12 protein-coding genes, 2 tRNA genes, 3 rRNA genes and 1 pseudogene are annotated in these 20,424 nt (G+C 41.7%); 7 read left to right on the top strand and 11 right to left on the bottom strand.

Annotation, left to right across the window (positions count from 1 at the left end):
- The first annotated feature begins 9 nt into the window (after positions 1–9).
- From AMD27_RS00825 to AMD27_RS00815, 3 genes are all read left to right on the top strand, one after another.
- Positions 10–798 carry a GH25 family lysozyme gene (locus AMD27_RS00825; protein WP_081405894.1) on the top strand — a complete coding sequence of 263 codons (789 nt, stop codon included), beginning with the start codon at positions 10–12 and terminating at the stop codon, positions 796–798.
- Positions 799–950: 152 nt separating this feature from the next.
- On the top strand, positions 951–2,006 hold the full coding sequence (gene dinB / locus AMD27_RS00820) for a DNA polymerase IV (protein ID WP_067655049.1): 1,056 nt from the start codon (positions 951–953) through the stop codon (positions 2,004–2,006).
- Positions 2,007–2,788: 782 nt separating this feature from the next.
- Positions 2,789–3,145 (top strand): RidA family protein, encoded by a 357-nt coding sequence (locus AMD27_RS00815; RefSeq protein WP_067655047.1) that lies wholly within the window; start codon positions 2,789–2,791, stop codon positions 3,143–3,145.
- A 96-nt stretch (positions 3,146–3,241) separates the two neighbouring features.
- On the opposite strand, the gene AMD27_RS00810 is transcribed toward AMD27_RS00815, so the two are convergent.
- Both AMD27_RS00810 and AMD27_RS00805 read right to left on the bottom strand, forming a co-directional pair.
- Positions 3,242–3,781: a DUF2726 domain-containing protein gene (locus AMD27_RS00810; RefSeq protein ID WP_067655045.1), complete on the bottom strand. Its 540-nt coding sequence runs from the start codon at positions 3,779–3,781 to the stop codon at positions 3,242–3,244.
- Between the two features lie 626 nt (positions 3,782–4,407).
- Positions 4,408–6,816 carry a YgiQ family radical SAM protein gene (locus AMD27_RS00805; protein WP_067655042.1) on the bottom strand — a complete coding sequence of 803 codons (2,409 nt, stop codon included), beginning with the start codon at positions 6,814–6,816 and terminating at the stop codon, positions 4,408–4,410.
- Between the two features lie 345 nt (positions 6,817–7,161).
- Here AMD27_RS00805 and AMD27_RS00800 point away from each other — a divergent pair, with 345 nt between their 5' ends.
- Positions 7,162–8,187, top strand: coding sequence for an alpha/beta hydrolase (locus AMD27_RS00800; RefSeq protein WP_228140689.1), 1,026 nt, complete (start codon positions 7,162–7,164; stop codon positions 8,185–8,187).
- Positions 8,188–8,204: 17 nt separating this feature from the next.
- Here the strand turns inward: AMD27_RS00800 and AMD27_RS17920 are convergent.
- A pseudogene (locus tag AMD27_RS17920) lies at positions 8,205–9,407 on the bottom strand (MFS transporter).
- A 315-nt stretch (positions 9,408–9,722) separates the two neighbouring features.
- Between AMD27_RS17920 and AMD27_RS00785 the strand changes: the two are divergent.
- Positions 9,723–10,265 carry a type 1 glutamine amidotransferase domain-containing protein gene (locus AMD27_RS00785; RefSeq protein WP_067655029.1) on the top strand — a complete coding sequence of 181 codons (543 nt, stop codon included), beginning with the start codon at positions 9,723–9,725 and terminating at the stop codon, positions 10,263–10,265.
- A gap of 251 nt (positions 10,266–10,516) precedes the next feature.
- Here the strand turns inward: AMD27_RS00785 and AMD27_RS00780 are convergent, their stop codons facing one another.
- A complete protein-coding gene (locus tag AMD27_RS00780; protein ID WP_067655026.1) occupies positions 10,517–10,828 on the bottom strand; it encodes an ankyrin repeat domain-containing protein in 312 nt (103 codons plus the stop codon).
- A gap of 32 nt (positions 10,829–10,860) precedes the next feature.
- Entirely contained in the window at positions 10,861–11,448 is a 588-nt protein-coding gene (locus AMD27_RS00775; protein ID WP_067655018.1) for a hypothetical protein, read from the bottom strand.
- Between the two features lie 121 nt (positions 11,449–11,569).
- On the opposite strand from AMD27_RS00775, the gene AMD27_RS00770 reads away from it, so the two are divergent.
- A protein-coding gene (locus tag AMD27_RS00770; protein WP_416202799.1) for an IS5 family transposase occupies positions 11,570–12,321 on the top strand; the annotation gives its coding sequence in 2 pieces (ribosomal slippage) (positions 11,570–11,783 and positions 11,783–12,321; 753 coding nt in all).
- Positions 12,322–12,524: 203 nt separating this feature from the next.
- Here the strand turns inward: AMD27_RS00770 and rrf are convergent.
- From rrf to AMD27_RS00740, 6 genes are all read right to left on the bottom strand, one after another.
- Positions 12,525–12,639: ribosomal RNA gene (gene rrf / locus AMD27_RS00765) — 5S ribosomal RNA — on the bottom strand.
- 165 nt (positions 12,640–12,804) lie between these two features.
- Positions 12,805–15,699, bottom strand: a 23S ribosomal RNA gene (locus AMD27_RS00760).
- A 479-nt stretch (positions 15,700–16,178) separates the two neighbouring features.
- Positions 16,179–16,254, bottom strand: a tRNA-Ala gene (locus AMD27_RS00755).
- 73 nt (positions 16,255–16,327) lie between these two features.
- Positions 16,328–16,404: transfer RNA gene (locus tag AMD27_RS00750), tRNA-Ile, on the bottom strand.
- 61 nt (positions 16,405–16,465) lie between these two features.
- Positions 16,466–18,003 (bottom strand): 16S ribosomal RNA (locus AMD27_RS00745).
- Together the 16S, 23S and 5S rRNA genes with 2 tRNA genes alongside form the textbook arrangement of a ribosomal RNA operon.
- A gap of 469 nt (positions 18,004–18,472) precedes the next feature.
- On the bottom strand, positions 18,473–19,075 hold the full coding sequence (locus tag AMD27_RS00740; protein ID WP_067655007.1) for a TetR/AcrR family transcriptional regulator: 603 nt from the start codon (positions 19,073–19,075) through the stop codon (positions 18,473–18,475).
- A gap of 97 nt (positions 19,076–19,172) precedes the next feature.
- Between AMD27_RS00740 and AMD27_RS00735 the strand changes: the two genes are divergently transcribed.
- Positions 19,173–20,378, top strand: a complete 1,206-nt coding sequence (locus tag AMD27_RS00735; protein WP_067662631.1) for an oxygenase MpaB family protein — start codon at positions 19,173–19,175, stop codon at positions 20,376–20,378.
- The last annotated feature ends 46 nt before the right edge of the window (positions 20,379–20,424 follow it).

Genomic DNA, 20,424 nt, shown 5'->3' with positions numbered 1-20,424 from the left:
GCAAGACTTATGTCCAAAGCCAAACTACAAAAAAAACAAAATAAGATTAAGCCTTATACTCTACTCGCATCTGTTGTGGGTGTGCTTCTGCTGTGTATTTCAGCGCTGTTTTTCTTTTTTGGCCTCCCTACTCAGCCTGCCTCTGCTCAAGAATATCCAGTGAAAGGCTTTGATGTTTCGCATCACCAAAATGAGATTCAATGGTCGCAAATTTCACCGCAAGAATTTAAGTTTGTCTATCTCAAAGCCACTGAAGGGGGAGATTTTAAAGACCGTAAATTCCAAGAAAATTGGCTCAAGGCGCGTGAGCATGGTTTTTTAGTCGGTGCATATCATTTTTATAGACTCTGCCGCGACGGTAATATTCAAGCACAAAACTTTATAGCCACCGTACCCCAGAAAGTCGATGCCTTACCACCTGTGATTGACCTTGAATATGACAGCAACTGTATTAATACCTATTCTAAAGATCAGCTATTACTTGAAATTCAAGACATGCATGATCAGTTAAAACAGCATTATGGCAAGCAACCGATTTTTTATATTTCCAAATCATTTTATAACATTGTGCTTGCAGGACAATTTGACCAAGTACCGCTTTGGGTTCGCGAATATCAAGGTAAACCCAAGCTAAAAGGTGAGCCTAAATGGCTGTTCTGGCAACACACCAACCAAGGCAAAATTAAAGGCATTTCTACCCCTGTGGATTTAAATGTTTTCAATGGTGACCATGATGCATGGCAAGCTTTTTTAGAAGAAAACAAACTGTATCCACTGCCAAAAATTGTTCAAGATTAATCAAAACTTTATGATTATTCACTTCTAATTCAGATAGACGATTGTAGCAAATATCCTCAAGACATCCATTGACGTGAAGCTATTTTAACGGCGCTCGAATATGCCATAATTGCGTTAAACTAAAGCAATATCTACACATTATTTAATGATTTATGAGAAAAATTATACATATTGATATGGATGCATTTTATGCCTCTGTTGAACTTTTGGAGCGTCCTGAATTAAGACACTTGCCTGTGGTGATCTCATCACACCATCCTCGTGCTGTGATTGCAGCAGCATCCTACCCTGCTCGTACCTTTGGCTTAAGATCGGCCATGTCGATGGGTCAAGCACGGAAGTTATGCCCACAATTGGTCGTGATTGAACCTCATTTTCAAAAGTATCATGACTTTTCTCAGCAGATTCATCACATTTTTCAGCAGTACACAGCTTTAATTGAACCACTCTCTTTAGATGAAGCATATCTTGATGTAACTGAAAACTTTAAACAGCTTTCCAGTGCCACCGAAGTTGCCATGCATATTCGAGAAGACATCTTTAAAACCACCGGTTTAACCGCTTCAGCTGGAGTTGCACCGAATAAGTTTCTTGCCAAAATTGCCTCAGATTGGCATAAGCCCAATGGCATTTGTGTGATTAAACCGCATCAAGTTCAGGACTTTATTCAACATCTACCCTTAAAAAAAATTCCGGGCGTAGGTAAAGTCATGCAAGAAAAACTCAAAGTCTTACAACTTGAAACTTTGGGGGAGTTACAGCAAGTTGAAGAAGCAGTGCTGATGCATCATTTTGGCAAGTACGGCAAACAACTGTTTTTATATGCGCAAGGCATTGATGAGCGTCCAGTGCAAACAGAGCGCAAACGTCAACAAATTTCTAAAGAAACTACTTTTGATCAGGACTTTAACCTTATACAGTGCGCACCGTTTTGGCATGATTTGCTTGAGCGAGTTTGGCTCAATTTAGAAAAGAAACAACTACATGCACGCGGCGTCAGCGTCAAACTTAAACTTAAAAATTTCCATGTGTTACAGCACAGTAAAAGCTTTAAACAGCCCTTAAATTCGAAGCAAGAGCTGGAACAAATTCTGCATTATTTGTTGGCAGAAATGCATATTTCGGAGGATCATCAGTTTCGTTTAATTGGTGTTGGGGTGTATGGGCTCTCGGAAAAACAAGCAGATTCACAACTTTCACTTTGGTAAACCAGCCTAAAAATGTTTAAATTTTATGCAAAAGAATAAAAAAAAAGCAAAAATTTATCCAAAATCGGCTTTTTTAGCGTAATCTAATTCGCGCTATACATTATCCATGTATATGCTGAGATGCCCAAAGATCATCTATATTTTGAGCATACCAGTCCTGCAATTGGCGTGACAATCAATCCGAATATTGCAGGACCCTCTGATATATCTTATGGGTTCTCTCTTTGTATAAAAACTGCACCTTATATTTCTGTACTTCAAGAAAAAACCAGCCCTCCTTCAAAAACTTCCCATTTTTCAGCCACTAAGCCAATACTTTAGAGCCTTATTGTAGATTATTACATTGCGCTTGGCAGCGCTACTCATCCCATGTATGGTCGCTAAGTTTGCTTCAACGATTCAAACTATAATTTGAGTATGGATAAGCAGTTATTTCTGAATATTAGCTTATGGTTGGGGTGATCAGATGATTCAGTATTGCATTTTTTGCATGGATCTCAGACAAAATTTCGCATAAAAGCATATATGTAGTTGGTGCTTTAGTCGGTATGGCTTTGGGCCGCGTATGTCACACCGTATTTGGCTGTAGGCTGTTTTGATTCCCGCACTCGTTGCTATGATTATGTCCAGCACCATCAAGCATCAAACGGCTAAAAGGTGTGTTAAAAAAATTGTCTCGTTTTCAATATAAATCCAACATCACGAAATGGCTTAAGTCTGACTTTGCAGAATGCAAACGCCTCACGTAAAATACCTATACACTTGTTTCTAAGAGCATTCGCATGGCTGTACAACGTCTACACGTAGCAAAGCGTTTTTCTGAAGTGGCTATTTCAGGAAATTTGGTTCATTTGGCTGGTCAATTGGCTTCAGATACAAGTCTAGATATTAAAGGTCAAACGCAGCAAACTTTAGATTTTATTGATCAGTTTTTAGCAGATGCAGGTACGGATAAATCTCATATTATGTCTGTGACTATTTTCCTTAAAGACATTGAAAATGATTATGCAGGTATGAATGAAGTTTGGGATGCTTGGTGTTCAGACATTCAAGCCTTACCCCGTGCATGTGTAGAAGCGAAAATGTATAAGCCAGAAGTGCTGGTTGAAATGACCGTGGTCGCGGTGAAACCTGAGTAATTTCAAACTTCAGGTAAGTTTCAAAGTAAATAAAAAAGCATGCCTGCGCATGCTTTTTTACGTTCTAATTCATTGGATAGATCTAAAAAATCGCAGTTATCCAAATACTCGGGTCTTGTTTATATAGCGTGCTGAGTATAGATTCAACTTTTCACCTTCTTGCTCGGATTCAGGCATTGTCTGCATGTCTTCATACTCAATTAAAAAATCTTCTCGCAACTGCTGATACTCGGGAACGTGTTGATAACGAATCACCCGATACCCTGCTGCATCTAACAATACATCTTGATCAATGCTAGAGTTTGCACGCCTTGTCGTCATGCCATCGCCCAGCGCGATAATCGCCATGACATGGAAGTCTTTATCAAGCAGTACAAAGTCCGCAAATAACTTTTGATACTTGCGCCGAGTACGTGGAAACTTAGTCGTAAGTAATGCGTCAAAGGACACATGTGCGAGTATATTCGCTTCAGGAAAAATGTCCTTTAAGCGTGTAAAGGTGAGTTGTTCAACAGTATTAAACACTGCTCTTTGGCGCAGCGCACTGTCTGAAGGTTGCTTATGTTTCAATCCTTTATAAGCAACAATCAACACGATCACAAGTATCGCTATACTCGCGATGATCATCATGTTCATAGTGTCTATCCTTATTCATATTCTTATAATTCATTTCTTCTTTCAATACCGGCGTTATAACATCCACCGAGCATCCCTGTTTTTATTGTATCGACCCAAATTCAATATCCATTTATTTAAGTTGGTTCTTTAGCTTACTCTTTAAACTAATTTTTTGACTGGTTTTTGATTAGGTTGAAAAAATCACCAAACTATAACGGTCTAAATTTTAAAATCAATATGGGCGAATTCAAAACTAACAATATGAGTCATTCACGATGATTCGATTTCACTATGACTCAAGTAAAAACACGCTATATATGTACCATCCGCCCAAAATCAGTATAACGAGGATTCATAATTTTAAATGTAGACCAGATATCATTTTTTAAGATTTCAATATACTCAGTTTTATTTTAAGATTTGCTCATGACACAAGTATGACAATAACAACACATTCTTTTATAGCTAATCATTTCATTAAAAACAATTTTTTTTCGGCTGAAATGAATTTATTCACTTTCTTTATCTTAGTGTTTAAGACTCTGAAAAAATGTTTTTTTTTGTAATCAAACTTATCAACACATGAAAATGAGTTATCCACAAAAAAGAGGACTTCTGGCGTCCTCTCTTTTTAAATCGTTTATTTAGGCTTTAGATCTGTTTTTACTTTTGGGTTTAGCTGACTGAGGGCGTTTTGCATCCCCTGTTTCACGTGGAGGCAAACCCGTATGTTGCGTCAAAATTTGACCACGATCAGGACGTTTCTTGGTATTAGAAGGACGACCTTGGCTACCCGCAGTTTGATTACGAACGGTATTATCACTGCTACGTTTTTGTGAGTCACCCGCAACCGTGGAATTCTTCTTGCGCGCAGATTGATACTCTCCTTCAGTACCCGCGGGCTGATAGGTCGGAATCAAATGATGTTTAGAGTTACCAATAAGATCCGCACGACCCATGTCTTTCAAGGCTTCACGAAGCAGTGGCCAGTTATTCGAATCATGATAACGTAAGAATGCTTTATGAATACGGCGACGCTTATCACCTTTCACAATGTCTAAATTCTCGGTATAACGCGCAACCTTTGCCAGCGGGTTTTTACCGGTGTAGTACATGGTGGTTGCGGTTGCCATTGGAGAAGGATAGAAAGTCTGTACTTGATCTGCACGGAAACCATTTTTCTTCAACCAAATCGCCAGATTCATCATGTCGTATTCGGTTGTACCCGGATGCGCCGCAATGAAGTAAGGAATTAAGTACTGCTCTTTTCCTGCTTCTTTACTATAACGATCAAACATTTGTTTGAAACGATCATACGCACCAATACCCGGTTTCATCATCTTGGACAATGGACCTTTTTCAGTATGTTCAGGCGCAATTTTTAAGTACCCCCCGACATGGTGCTGAACCAATTCTTTGACATATTCAGGGTTTAAAACTGCAAGGTCATAACGCAAACCCGAACCAATCAAAATCTTTTTAATGCCTTTGAGTGAACGTGCTTTACGGTACAACTGGGTCAGTGGTGCATGATCTGTCAATAAGTTCTGACATACGCCCGGATACACACAAGACGGCTTACGACAATTCTTTTCAATTTCAGGATCATTACAGTGCAAACGATACATGTTTGCCGTAGGACCACCCAAGTCCGAAATAATGCCGGTAAAGCCTGGCGCGGTATCACGAATTTTTTCGACTTCACGCAAAATCGATTCTTCAGAACGGTTCTGAATAATACGCCCTTCATGTTCGGTAATTGAACAGAACGTACAACCGCCGAAACAGCCACGCATAATATTGACTGAGAATTTAATCATGTCAAAGGCTGGGAAACGTGCTTCGCCATAAGAGGGATGCGGTAAACGCGCATAGGGGAAGTCAAACACGTAATCCATTTCTTCTGTGGTCAGCGGAATGGGCGGTGGGTTTAACCACACATCACGTTCACCATGTTTTTGCACCATGGCACGGGCATTGCCGGGGTTGGTTTCCAAATGCAAAATACGGTTGGCATGCGCATATAAAACAGGATCAGCAGATACTTCTTCAAAAGCAGGCAAACGAATCACAGCCAATTCACGTGGCGGTAATTTATGCTTAATGGCTTTGGATACAGGCTGAAGTCGAACAATTTGAGTGTCCGCGTCCAGCGTATCTCCTGCGCGAACAATCGGATTAGCAACAGCTTCTTTTTCAAAGCCTTGATATTGTGTCAGGCTATCATCTTTGCCCTTCTCAATTTCACAGCCTTCTAAATCTTCGGTCATTACATAGGGGTTAATGATCGGATCAACGCGGCCCACGGTATCAACATCATTCGATGCGATTTCGACAAATTTCGCTTTCGAAGGACGGTTTAATTTATTAACAATAAACGCTGTACCACGAACATCGGTAATCTCGTGAATTTTCTCACCACGTGCCAAACGATGCATCACTTCAGTGATCGAACGCTCACCATTACCGTACATTAAAAGATCGGCTTTAGAGTCCATTAGGACTGAACGACGAACTTTATCTGACCAGTAGTCATAATGGGCAATACGACGCAGTGAGGCTTCAATACCACCGAGCAGTACAGGCACATCTGGATAGGCTTCACGTACACGTTGGCAATACACCGTTGCTGCACGGTCTGGACGTTTGTTCGGTACATTGTCAGGTGAATACGCATCATCAGAACGGATTTTACGATCTGCCGTATAACGGTTGATCATGGAATCCATGTTCCCCGCCGTCACACCCCAAGCAATATTCGGTTTACCCAAAACGCGGAACGCATCCACGTTGGTCCAATCTGGTTGTGCAATAATACCAACACGGAAACCTTGCGCCTCTAGAGTACGCCCAATGATCCCCGAACAAAATGATGGGTGATCGATATAAGCATCGCCACAGACCAAAATAAAGTCACAAGAATCCCAACCGAGTAAGTCCATCTCCTCGCGTGACATCGGCAAAAATGGCGCAGGTTCAAAGCATGACGCCCAATATTTGTCGTAATCAAACAACGCCGTTGGCGCTGTCTGAGCAGTATAAGCTGTAGACATGGTGTATATATCTCGATTGGCAGTTGGCGATCGGGAGAGATCTAAATGAAAGCCGATCATTTTAACATGAATAGCTGTGAGGATGCTTGATTAAAAAACAATCTAACATAAAGATTGAGCAGATCACTATTTTGCAGCGCAAAATGAACGAAATTCAAATGAGATCCAAGCTAATTATTTGACAATATCCGACAAATGGAAGATTTTAAATAGCTGTATAAAATCAATGCTTCACATCTGTTTTAAACATAAATTGACTTAAATATAAACCTGACTGTCATTAGAGTAATATATCTCAAGCAAGCTAATAATTAATCTGAGTAAAAATAATAGGAGCAATGCATCATGCTCAAAACATTCTTTATGTCTGTATGTTTTCTTTCATTTTCAATCTTGGTGAATTCATTGGCTTGGGCAAACGTGTCCCAAGAAAAAAACTATGCTGAGCAAGAGGCATGGAAACAACTACAAAAACAATTTCCACCTGAGTATCAACTTTCATCAAACGAACTCCCGCAAGAATACTTTTGGACGTGGCAACAGCATCGGGTTCACATAGACCATTATCCTCGCCCAAATGCGAACGCAAAAGTGATTTTATTGCATGGTGTGGGCACCAATGGTCGGCAAATGAGTTTGGTATTGGGTCATCCTTTGGCACAAGCAGGTTATGAAACTATGGCTCTCGACTTACCCGGCTATGGACTGACAACCTATACGTCAAAAAGTAACATTCGTTATGAAGACTGGATCACACTGGTGAGTGATTTTATTGACAGTGAAGCTCTAAAAGATGATCGTCCAATTTTTCTCTATGGTTTGTCTGCGGGTGGTATGCTGACACTTCACGTTGCGATGCAAAACAAACACGTTAAAGGCATCATTGGCATGACCTTTTTAGACCAACAAGATTTGGACGTGAAAAAAGGCACAATGCGTTTTAGCCCCTTAAGCCCTATGTTATTGCCCGGCATGAACATCACTGCGAAAACCCCTTTTGGCAAAATTGCACTGCCTATGGCATGGGTATCTAAAATGTCAAAACTCACCAATGATCCGAAAGCCCTGAAGATTATGCTGCGTGATAAAACATCGGCGGGCAACACCATGTCGATTCAGTTTTTAAACAGCTATATGAATTATAGACCGCCCTATCACGTGTCTTCATTTGTGCAGTGTCCAGTACTTTTGACACAGCCTGCTGAAGACCACTGGACACCCCTGACACTCAGTCAAGAGGTCATGAAACATCTGAGCGTACCGCATCAAACTGTTATACTACCTAAAGGTGGGCATTACCCTGTAGAAAAAGAAGCACTTGATCAGCTTCAAAAAAGCAGTATTGCTTTTATTCAACAGCAGTTAAATTAATTTAAAATTCAATTGATTCATGAGTTCTCTAAATCGTTTGGCATACGACTCAGCTTCACTGCAATACCAATACCCAAAAGTAAAATCAAACTGATACTGAGCGTCAGACCCACCCACCCAAAGGCTTCCCAAATCAGTCCACTGCCACTTCCCAGCACGCTTGATCCTAAGTAATAGCAAAATAAATATAAGGCTGAACCCACCGCTCGATATTGTAAAGATTGTACTGACACCCAACTGCTTGAAGTGGAATGCGCTGCAAAAAAAGAGAATGTAAAAATGAGAAGTCCGATGAGGACCACGACCAAAGATGGAATCAACATCAGCCATAAACCGAACATCATCATGCAGAGCATAGCCACCAAGACACGACCGCGACCAAATCGATTACTCCACGAAGCCGCTCGCGGAGAGCTATAGATCCCAGACAGATACGCAATCGAAATCAGACCAATCTAGGCTTGCGATAGCGCAAAAGGTGCTTCTGACAAGTAATAACTCATATAGTTAAACACGGTGACAAAACAGCCCATCAAGATAAATCCTTGGGCAAACAGTAATCGAAGTTTGAGGTCTTGAAAGTTCTTAACGAAGGACTGTATAAAGCGATCTAAGCGGATGGGATAAGCTTTAAAGTGCTTTGAGTTGGGTAAGGTCAGATAGAAAATCACCGCAATGGTGAGATTCAATACACCAATCATCAGCATAGCGGTTTGCCATGGAATCACATCAATCAATACTCCAGCAATGAGTCTACCACTCATCCCGCCAATGGCTGTACCAGAAATATACAACCCCATTGCAAAGCCGACGTCTTGGGCTGCTACCTCTTCACCAATATAGGTCATGGCAACGGATGCCACCCCACTAATGGCCAAGCCGATGAATACTCTCGATAATAAAAAGACTTCCCAGAGTGGAAATCTCGAGCTTAAAATCAACAAAATAGCCGTCGAAAATAGCGAAATCACCATAATCTGTTTACGACCATAACGATCCGAAATTAAGCCTGCAAAGAGCAACCCAACCGCCAGAGCAATGGTTGAAAAAGACAAGGGAAAGCTACTATGTGTAGGGCTGACCTGAAAAAACTGTGCAAACATTGGCATCATCGGTTGTACACAGTACAAAGATGAAAAGACAGCGAAACCTGCTAAAAATAAACACAATAAAATTGCATAGAAAGGACGAGTTCCATACGCAATATGAGTTTCAGACATGGTAGTAGATAAACATTTTTTTAATGATGGCTCAAGTATACGACTTTTAAATTCGGTTCAACTCAACCTTAAACTCAAATTATTTTAAAAATATAGATGGAATTTTTATATTGAGGCCGTTTTTTTAATGCATGACAAGGGCGCACAAATGTGAATTTGGCGTTTGAAAAATGCAGAATCTCGAACTTTGTTGCAACAAAAAATTTTGAGTATTCACAGGCTTTTAAACAAACCACATCGAAAAGGCTACATAGCAAAGCGGATTAAGTTGTTAAGTTAAAGCCTAGTCCTTTATTAAATACTTAGGTGATAAACATGTCCAAAAAAGCATTATTTATTACGTCAAATCAAGGTATTGAACAAGATGAACTGATTAAACCGCTTACCTACCTTCAGTCCAAAGGAATAGAAGTAATTCATGCGGCAGAAACCTCAGATGACGTTCAAACTGTAAAAGCCGATAAAGACCCTGCGACCCGCTATACGCCAAACACTACCCTGTCTCAAGTGTCCTATGAGGATTATGATATTTTGGTGATTCCAGGTGGAACAGTGAATGCCGACACGCTTCGGATCAACGAAGATGCCCTTAAAATTATTCAATATTTCACCGACAACCAAAAGCCGATTGCAGCAATTTGTCATGCCCCTTGGGTGTTGATTAATGCTGAGCGAATTAAAGATAAAAATCTCACCTCATATCACAGTATAAAGCTCGATTTGCAAAATGCAGGCGGGAAATGGGTCGATGAAGAAGTACATCGCTGTAATACAGGCGGTTGGCCACTGATTACCTCACGTAATCCAGATGATATTTCAGCATTTAATCAGGCCATTGTTGAAGAATTAAGTACTTAGCGAATTTTGTACGCCAATGCTTACATCAAAAGCCTCTCTTGTCCGCTATTCATGTTTGATGAATTTGGATAATCTTTAGTTATCAGGAAGCAGGACGTTTCCCAAACAAAAAACAACAATAATCAGTTTGAGCATCAGGACGTGAGATTCGACAGGAGTCAAATCTAGACAACCCATACGAAGAAAAGCCCATCAGGATGATGGGCTTTTCTTTATTTAAAATTTGATCATTTAGAAATATATTGAATGGATTAGCATTGTTTTAGATAATCTACAACTTCACAATTTCCTGCCATTTCAGCAAGTTGTAATGCAGTATATTCAGTTTTGTACTGAACATTTGCACCATTAGCCACCAATAATTTAACGACATCTAGATGGTCGTTTTCAGCAGCAGCTTGCAATGCGCTATAACCTTCGTCATCGGTTTGGTTTACATCAATCCCCTGCTCAAGGACTTTTTCGACTTCTTCGACTTCACCGAGAGAAGCCCAATACACCAGCTCAGGAAGATGTAGTTCTTCATCATCTTCAGGGATCGGGGAGAATGAGTTGAGTTTCAATTTCAGTATTCCTTTATAAAATTTTCAATTAACTATAATTTTATACTAAGCCATTCAATAGTTTTTAGTAATTTATTCAATTCTGATTTATAGTTTTGCGTTGTGTACATAGTGACATATTTTTGGGATGAAAATTTTGCAGCTGTATATCGATGATTTCCTCCTTTTAAAGTTATTCCTGCTTCATTCATCATAATTACAGGTGGTGAAATACTGTTATTTTTATTGCTTAGATATATGATAATTTGTGCCAATTTATCTGGATAACCCACCTTCCATAAATCCTCTAATGTTCTTTTACTATACGAATTCAGATAACTATCTACTTCTTTCAATTCTGCTTTAAATGCTAAAAACCCTTCAGGATAATAATGATTAAGATCCTCCAAGCTATTAACGTTATCGAAAGATAATCTTTGATTTTTTTGTCTCAAATCCCAATTAAAATATAGTTTAGGCCATTTATTAGGTGAAAAATTCATGACCTTAGATGCTTCATATTGAATAATTTCTCTTTCAGTCTTTCTAATTAGATACTCTTCTCTAGTCAAACCATCCTGACTAGCCCAAAAGCTTAAAAACACTTCATCTAAATCGATATTTTCAAAGTTATCGTTCATTCCTAATCCAAATTATCAATTTAAAGATTAGGGCGTGTCCTCATTTGAAGTATATATTTCACTCATCAGTTTCATTCTATTAAAATAGCTTAACTCGTTGTCTAGAATTAAGCTTCAGATCATGTCACGTAGAGTCATCACAGACGAAATTTGGAATCAAATCCAACAAACTATGCAATTTTATGGCTGTTATCGTTCACGTAATAGTAAGAATATTATGGAAGCCATCCTATGGAAGCTTCGCACTGGTGCTCCTTGGCGTGATGTTCCTAAAGATCTTTGCCCATGGCAAACGGCTTACAACCGGTTTAATCGTTGGGCGAACAAAGGGCTCTGGGAGAATTTGTTTTTAAATTACGAGGCGTATTGGATAAAGAATGGGTATTCATTGACGGAAGCTATATCCGCGCGCATCAGCATGCAAGTGGAGCTCGGCATGGTGAAGAGAGAGCAATTGGAAAATCAAGAGGTGGAGCGACTACAAAAATTCACCTTGCCGTCGATGCGAGTGGATATCCGATTGATTTTGAAATCACTGGCGGTGAAGTCCACGACAGTCAAGTTGCAAGCCAATTAATTGAATTGGTGGGTGAAGCAGAGTATTTGATTGCAGACAAAGGCTATGATTCAGAGAATATCCGGGAAGTTGCTCGAAATCATCATATGATTCCGATCATTCCAAGAAAATCTAATAGTAAGAAAGTAAACGTTGAATTTGATCATTATCTTTATGGATTAAGACATCTCGTTGAAAATGCGTTTGCTCGCTTAAAACATTTCCGGGGTATTGCCACTCGTTTTGAAAAGTTAGCTCGTAATTACAAATCAATGTTATTTTTGGCTTGCTCATTCATTTGGTGTAAATCCAAATGAGGACAGACCCTAGTACAGCTTTTATAGTTTAGATTACTATTATTACAAATTGAAAACTTAATGTTTAAAGAATTGCTTGAATTAGACTATTTTATGACTAGAAAGAATGATATCGACAAACATTTTCATCCTCATATTTTAAAATCCCAATAAAAAACACCCCCTTCATCATTAAGATGAAGGGGGTGTTTTAGGAATTAATGAGCTGGCGATGACTTACTCTCACATGGGTAACCCCACACTACCATCAGCGCGAAGAGGTTTCACTTCTGAGTTCGGGAAGGGATCAGGTGGTTCACTCTTGCTATTGTCGCCAGCACAACTGTTTATGGATACTTGCATTGGTCTTATTTAGATGCCAAGGCGTTCTACCAAAAGAGTTATTAACAGAATAATATTTGAGTTGCAGTTTAGGTACTTGCGATTACTAAATCAAGGTTTTTGTATCAATTAGATCAACAACACCAACTGTTTGGGTGTTGTATAGTCAAGCCTCACGAGTAATTAGTATTGGTCAGCTTCACATATCACTATGCTTCCACATCCAACCTATCAACGTTGTAGTCTTCAACGGCTCTTTAGAGGACATATAGTCCTAGGGAAATCTAATCTTGAGGTAGGCTTCCCGCTTAGATGCTTTCAGCGGTTATCCCTTCCGAACATAGCTACCCGGCGATGCGACTGGCGTCACAACCGGTACACCAGAGGTTCGTCCACTCTGGTCCTCTCGTACTAGGAGCAGATCCTCTCAAATTTCCAACGCCCACGGTAGATAGGGACCGAACTGTCTCACGACGTTCTAAACCCAGCTCGCGTACCTCTTTAAATGGCGAACAGCCATACCCTTGGGACCTGCTTCAGCCCCAGGATGAGATGAGCCGACATCGAGGTGCCAAACACCGCCGTCGATATGAACTCTTGGGCGGTATCAGCCTGTTATCCCCAGAGTACCTTTTATCCGTTGAGCGATGGCCCTTCCATACAGAACCACCGGATCACTAAGACCTACTTTCGTACCTGCTCGACTTGTGGGTCTCGCAGTTAAGCGCGCTTTTGCCTTTATACTCTACGCGTGATTTCCGACCACGCTGAGCGCACCTTCGTACTCCTCCGTTACTCTTTAGGAGGAGACCGCCCCAGTCAAACTACCCACCAGACATGGTCCTCGCTCCAGATTATGGAGCAGAGTTAGAACCTCAATATTACCAGGGTGGTATTTCAAGATTGGCTCCACTTGAACTAGCGTCCAAGTTTCAAAGCCTCCCACCTATCCTACACAAGTAAGATCAAAGTTCAATGTCAAGCTGCAGTAAAGGTTCACGGGGTCTTTCCGTCTAGCCGCGGGTACACCGCATCTTCACGGCGAATTCGATTTCACTGAGTCTCTGCTGGAGACAGCGCCCCCATCATTATGCCATTCGTGCAGGTCGGAACTTACCCGACAAGGAATTTCGCTACCTTAGGACCGTTATAGTTACGGCCGCCGTTTACTGGGGCTTCGATCAAGAGCTTCGCTTACGCTAACCCCATCAATTAACCTTCCAGCACCGGGCAGGCATCACACCCTATACGTCCACTTTCGTGTTTGCAGAGTGCTATGTTTTTAATAAACAGTTGCAGGGGCCTGGTTTCTGTGGCTATCAATAGCTCAGGAAGTAAATTCCATCACCGTCGACAGCGTACCTTCTCCCGAAGTTACGGTACCATTTTGCCTAGTTCCTTCAGCAGAGTTCTCTCAAGCGCTTTGGTCTACTCGACCTGACCACCTGTGTCGGTTTAGGGTACGATTCCTGTGTAACTGAAGCTTAGAGACTTTTCCTGGAAGTATGGTATCAGCCACTTCGCTAATAAATTAGCTTGCTATCAGTTCTCAGCATAGAGCACCCCGGATTTGCCTAAGATGCATGCCTACTACCTTTCACCTGGACAACCAACGCCAGGCTGACTTAACCTTCTCCGTCCTCTCATCGCATTACACAGAAGTATTGGAATATTAACCAATTTCCCATCGACTACGCCTCTCGGCCTCGCCTTAGGGGTCGACTCACCCAGCCCCGATTAACGTTGGACTGGAACCCTTGGTCTTTCAGCGAACGAGTTTTTCACTCGTTTTGTCGTTACTCACGTCAGCATTCGCACTTCTGATACCTCCAGCAGACTTCTCAATCCACCTTCATCGGCTTACAGAACGCTCCCCTACCACTTGCAATAAATTGCAAATCCGCAGCTTCGGCATATAGTTTTAGCCCCGTTACATCTTCCGCGCAGGCCGACTCGACTAGTGAGCTATTACGCTTTCTTTAAAGGATGGCTGCTTCTAAGCCAACCTCCTAGCTGTCTATGCCTTCCCACATCGTTTCCCACTTAACTATAATTTTGGGGCCTTAGCTGGCGGTCTGGATTGTTTTCCTCTTGACTACGGACGTTAGCACCCGCAGTCTGTCTCCCGGATAGTACTCATTGGTATTCGGAGTTTGCATCGGTTTGGTAAGTCGGGATGACCCCCTAGCCGAAACAGTGCTCTACCCCCAATGGTATTCGTCCGAGGCGCTACCTAAATAGCTTTCGGGGAGAACCAGCTATCACCAGGCTTGATTAGCCTTTCACCCCTATCCACAAGTCATCCCCTGGCTTTTCAACGACAGTGGGTTCGGTCCTCCAGTTAGTGTTACCCAACCTTCAACCTGCTCATGGATAGATCGCCTGGTTTCGGGTCTACACCCAGCAACTAAACGCCCTATTAAGACTCGATTTCTCTACGGCTCCCCTATTCGGTTAACCTTGCTACTGAATGTAAGTCGCTGACCCATTATACAAAAGGTACGCAGTCACCGGACTCAATGCCGGCTCCCACTGCTTGTATGCATGCGGTTTCAGGATCTATTTCACTCCCCTCACAGGGGTTCTTTTCGCCTTTCCCTCACGGTACTGGTTCACTATCGGTCAGTCAGGAGTATTTAGCCTTGGAGGATGGTCCCCCCATATTCAGACAAGGTTTCACGTGCCCCGCCCTACTCGACATCATCATATAAGCCCTTTCGTGTACAGGACTATCACCCACTACGGTTGCACTTCCCAGAGCATTCCACTAGAACTTATATGACTTAATGGGCTTTTCCCCGTTCGCTCGCCGCTACTAAGGGAATCTCAATTGATTTCTTTTCCTAAGGGTACTGAGATGTTTCACTTCCCCTCGTTCGCCTTGCAACACTATGTATTCATGTTGCAATACCTACCTTATGGTAAGTGGGTTTCCCCATTCAGAAATCTCCGGATCACAGGATATTTGCCGCCTCCCCGGAGCTTATCGCAGGCTATTACGTCTTTCATCGCCTCTGACTGCCAAGGCATCCACCACATGCACTTAATTACTTGACTATACAACCCCAAACAGTCGTAGTACTTTACAAGCAGTACTAGGACAGAAGTCACTTACGTTACTTCATACAGTTCGTTGTTTCGTGTATTTAAACACTATATAGCTTCAATCTAATTCATATACCAAAACGCTTGATTCAGTTAATCGCTAGTTTCTCATCACTTCACTTTCATTCAATCGTTTCACTTGCGTGTAACAATTCAATGTCAATTTAGTTCTGAGCCTTAAACAATTTATTTCAACTCAAATATATTCTGTTAATGATTGCTCTAGCCTTCGTCAGGTCTAGAAACTGTGATAAATCACAGAGATTACCAAGTCCGCATATCTTAATGCTTGTACTTGTTAATCTCTATAAGCTATCTAGCTGTTTGCTTGTTTTGCATTCGAACATCGCTTCGTTTGATTAAAGCCTGCGCGAAGCATAGCTTCTTGCTTTAAATTTCAAGGAAAAGCATGCTTTTCTTGTCTTGAAATTTGGTGGAGACTAACGGAGTCGAACCGTTGACCTCCTGCGTGCAAAGCAGGCGCTCTACCAACTAAGCTAAGTCCCCAGCTTATCATATAGATTCGATATATCTTCTTATCCTTCACTCCGATGAATTGCTTCATCTTCGTTCGTTAGATTGGTGGGTCTGACAAGATTTGAACTTGTGACCCCACGCTTATCAAGCGTGTGCTCTAACCAACTGAGCTACAGACCCTCAGATACATCTTCATGAAGAACAACTTGTTGTGGATTCTTACCGATCGTCAATCTTTCGTTAAGGAGGTGATCCAGCCGCAGGTTCCCCTACGGCTACCTTGTTACGACTTCACCCCAGTCATCGGCCACACCGTGGTAAGCGTCCCCCCTAAGGTTAGACTACCTACTTCTGGTGCAACAAACTCCCATGGTGTGACGGGCGGTGTGTACAAGGCCCGGGAACGTATTCACCGCGGCATTCTGATCCGCGATTACTAGCGATTCCGACTTCATGGAGTCGAGTTGCAGACTCCAATCCGGACTACGATCGGCTTTTTGAGATTAGCATCCTATCGCTAGGTAGCAACCCTTTGTACCGACCATTGTAGCACGTGTGTAGCCCTGGTCGTAAGGGCCATGATGACTTGACGTCGTCCCCGCCTTCCTCCAGTTTGTCACTGGCAGTATCCTTAAAGTTCCCGGCTTAACCCGCTGGCAAATAAGGAAAAGGGTTGCGCTCGTTGCGGGACTTAACCCAACATCTCACGACACGAGCTGACGACAGCCATGCAGCACCTGTATCAGAGTTCCCGAAGGCACCAATCCATCTCTGGAAAGTTCTCTGTATGTCAAGACCAGGTAAGGTTCTTCGCGTTGCATCGAATTAAACCACATGCTCCACCGCTTGTGCGGGCCCCCGTCAATTCATTTGAGTTTTAGTCTTGCGACCGTACTCCCCAGGCGGTCTACTTATCGCGTTAGCTGCGCCACTAAAGTCTCAAAGACCCCAACGGCTAGTAGACATCGTTTACGGCATGGACTACCAGGGTATCTAATCCTGTTTGCTCCCCATGCTTTCGTACCTCAGTGTCAGTATTAGGCCAGATGGCTGCCTTCGCCATCGGTATTCCTCCAGATCTCTACGCATTTCACCGCTACACCTGGAATTCTACCATCCTCTCCCATACTCTAGCCAACCAGTATCGAATGCAATTCCTAAGTTAAGCTCAGGGATTTCACATTTGACTTAATTGGCCACCTACGCACGCTTTACGCCCAGTAAATCCGATTAACGCTTGCACCCTCTGTATTACCGCGGCTGCTGGCACAGAGTTAGCCGGTGCTTATTCTGCGAGTAACGTCCACTATCTCAGAGTATTAATCCAAGTAGCCTCCTCCTCGCTTAAAGTGCTTTACAACCAAAAGGCCTTCTTCACACACGCGGCATGGCTGGATCAGGGTTCCCCCCATTGTCCAATATTCCCCACTGCTGCCTCCCGTAGGAGTCTGGGCCGTGTCTCAGTCCCAGTGTGGCGGATCATCCTCTCAGACCCGCTACAGATCGTCGCCTTGGTAGGCCTTTACCCCACCAACTAGCTAATCCGACTTAGGCTCATCTATTAGCGCAAGGTCCGAAGATCCCCTGCTTTCCCCCGTAGGGCGTATGCGGTATTAGCAGTCGTTTCCAACTGTTGTCCCCCACTAATAGGCAGATTCCTAAGTATTACTCACCCGTCCGCCGCTAAGTTAGGTAGCAAGCTACCTTCCCCCGCTCGACTTGCATGTGTTAAGCCTGCCGCCAGCGTTCAATCTGAGCCATGATCAAACTCTTCAGTTTAATATTGCTTAGTACCTTAAAGGGTACCAATCTTGGCTCATCAATCTTCTGACAAATATTTCTCAAATAAACTTCGAGTAATTTCTACCAGTAAATCAATGAAAATAATTTCGATCGATCAATCAGTAAAAATCCACACAAGTTGTTCTTCATAATCTCTTAATGATCTTCTTGTTGGTTCGTCACCAGCAAGCTAGGTCGGCTATACTACTCTCTTTCGAAGAATAGTCAACAGGTTTTGCTAATTATTTTTTAACTCGTTCAATAAACTTAAATTTAACCACTTGGACTAAGCTATTGTTTATCAACAAGTTTTAATCAACATCACCGCCAATGGATGTGCATTCTACAGGATTTCAGATGTCTTGCAACCCTGTTTTCAAAAAAGATTTTCTATATGGGTGTTAAGTAATCGATATTAACAATAAGTTTTTGTTTTATATCATCTTAATATTTTAAATTATGTTGACTATTTATTTTGTTTTTCCAAATAAGCCAAGATCATGCTGCTTAATTCCAACTTAAGCTGTTGTTCTGAAATAAGAAAATCATTATTGCTCACATAACGCATCATAGTGAACAAGGTACTGTTAATGATCACAAACGATTTATGTTTAAGCGTCTCAAAGCTCCAATGCGGATAAAAGCTGTTAAATACATATAAACCCACTTCCAAAAAATGTTTTTCCAAAATTTGAGCGGCTTCAGAATTATTGTAGCCATGCCAATGTTTAAGGACTTCGATAAAGAAGCCATTGTCTTCACGCATGACATCAAAACCAAATTGCAAACTGGTATCGATCAATATTTTTAATTCAACTTGATCCTTTGACATTGAAAGCTGTTTGAGTGCCATGCCTAAGTTTTCACTTTTACGGCGCAGTAGTTCCAATATGATCTGATCTTTATTTTCAAAGTATTGATAAATTGAGCCGACACTGACCCCAGACTTCTCTGCAATTTTAGGGGTCGTCACTTGCATTAGGCCGTATTCAGCGACACACAATTGTGTCGCCTGCAAAATACTATCGACCACGTTTTTCGCTCGTTGTTGTTGGGGTCTTTTTCTCATTTTGGGCTCAATGATTCGCTCAGCTTAAAATGCGAATTGAATGCGAATAAATATTCATATTAAGCTTTGGTTAAACAATAATCAGGTTGACTCTCACATGTCAAATCTAAAAACACCAAAACGTCTGGCTTCATTCGAGAAAATGCAAAACAGCGATCTACTTTCCAAACTGCTCCATAAAGTCACTGATCAAAATTTTATTCCCAGTTATGACGACTACTTGGCTTTAAATCAAAGTATGTACACGGGCGATGAAGCCATGGACACAGTCATGGCTTGGGTAATGCTTAATCCAAGGCTTCACCGTAAGTATTTCGAAACGGCACTTTATCAAGGCTTGGATCAACTTCCGCTTGAGATTCCTGAACTGTCTATTTTTTTTAAGCAGGTCGAAACACCACCTGCCTGGTTCGATGCATCAAAAATTAAAACGTCGATTCAATTTACACATCGCCTCGGCACCAACAGTACTTTTGTCCTGCGTGATGTGGCTTTAATGACGGGATATCAATATCCAGGTTTCAATCAACCCCTCATTTTAACGGGTGCGCTCAGCAAATATGCGGGTAAACGAATGGCTGAAACCCATAAATGGTGGCTCGATGTAAATCAAGAACATAGCTTTGATCGGTTTAATACAGGATTCACTTCAACCATTTATGTGCGTTTCATTCATGCATTGGTCCGTTTTCAATTGGCCAAGTCTAAGGATTGGGACAATGATATGTGGGGCATTCCGATCAATCAGTTTGACCAAGCGCTGACCAATGTGGCTTTTAGTGGGGTGTTACTGTTAGGCATTCGCGGATTGGGCATTTTTCCGAACAAAGATGAAGTTGATGCGATGATGCATTTTTGGAAATATACAGGTTGGCTGATGGGTGTTGATGAAAAATGGCTGATCGATAAAGAATCTGAGGGTTGGAAATTACTGCAATGGATGAACTATGCACATCCAAAAGTGGACGAAAGTAGCCGAAAATTAGCAGTGAGTTTATCTAAAGAACCATTTGAACGTGAATACAAATATTTCAATGAATTTTTCCAGAAAAAAGCCTATCGCAATCATCTAGATGTGACTCAAATGTTTTTGGGTCCAAAGAAAATGAAGAATTTAGGGCTTAAACCGCGCATGGTGGCTTGGTATCCACTTTATCTATTGGCGAAAAACACAGTCATCTATAATAGCGCCAAACAAATTCCAAAACTTGATGCCTACTTACAAGTGCATGGTCGCAAACAGCAGGAAAATGCGCTTAAGCTGTATCAAAATGCAGGTAAGCGATTGGCGAGCATGCATTGATGATTGAAAACGCTTATACGCGACCATAAAAAACCGAGTCATGAGA

Source organism: Acinetobacter sp. TGL-Y2 (assembly GCF_001612555.1).
GTDB lineage: Bacteria > Pseudomonadota > Gammaproteobacteria > Pseudomonadales > Moraxellaceae > Acinetobacter.
The sequence above is the reverse complement of the archived record's forward strand: the minus strand, read 5'-3'. Positions and strand labels throughout refer to the sequence as shown.

Coding starts and splice junctions, on each gene's coding strand:
- AMD27_RS00825 (WP_081405894.1), top strand. CDS start 10: ATGTCCAAAGCCAAACTACAAAAAAAACAAAATAAGATTAAGCCTTAT.
- dinB (WP_067655049.1), top strand. CDS start 951: ATGAGAAAAATTATACATATTGATATGGATGCATTTTATGCCTCTGTT.
- AMD27_RS00815 (WP_067655047.1), top strand. CDS start 2,789: ATGGCTGTACAACGTCTACACGTAGCAAAGCGTTTTTCTGAAGTGGCT.
- AMD27_RS00810 (WP_067655045.1), bottom strand. CDS start 3,781: ATGAACATGATGATCATCGCGAGTATAGCGATACTTGTGATCGTGTTG.
- AMD27_RS00805 (WP_067655042.1), bottom strand. CDS start 6,816: ATGTCTACAGCTTATACTGCTCAGACAGCGCCAACGGCGTTGTTTGAT.
- AMD27_RS00800 (WP_228140689.1), top strand. CDS start 7,162: ATGCTCAAAACATTCTTTATGTCTGTATGTTTTCTTTCATTTTCAATC.
- AMD27_RS00785 (WP_067655029.1), top strand. CDS start 9,723: ATGTCCAAAAAAGCATTATTTATTACGTCAAATCAAGGTATTGAACAA.
- AMD27_RS00775 (WP_067655018.1), bottom strand. CDS start 11,448: ATGAACGATAACTTTGAAAATATCGATTTAGATGAAGTGTTTTTAAGC.
- AMD27_RS00740 (WP_067655007.1), bottom strand. CDS start 19,075: ATGAGAAAAAGACCCCAACAACAACGAGCGAAAAACGTGGTCGATAGT.
- AMD27_RS00735 (WP_067662631.1), top strand. CDS start 19,173: ATGTCAAATCTAAAAACACCAAAACGTCTGGCTTCATTCGAGAAAATG.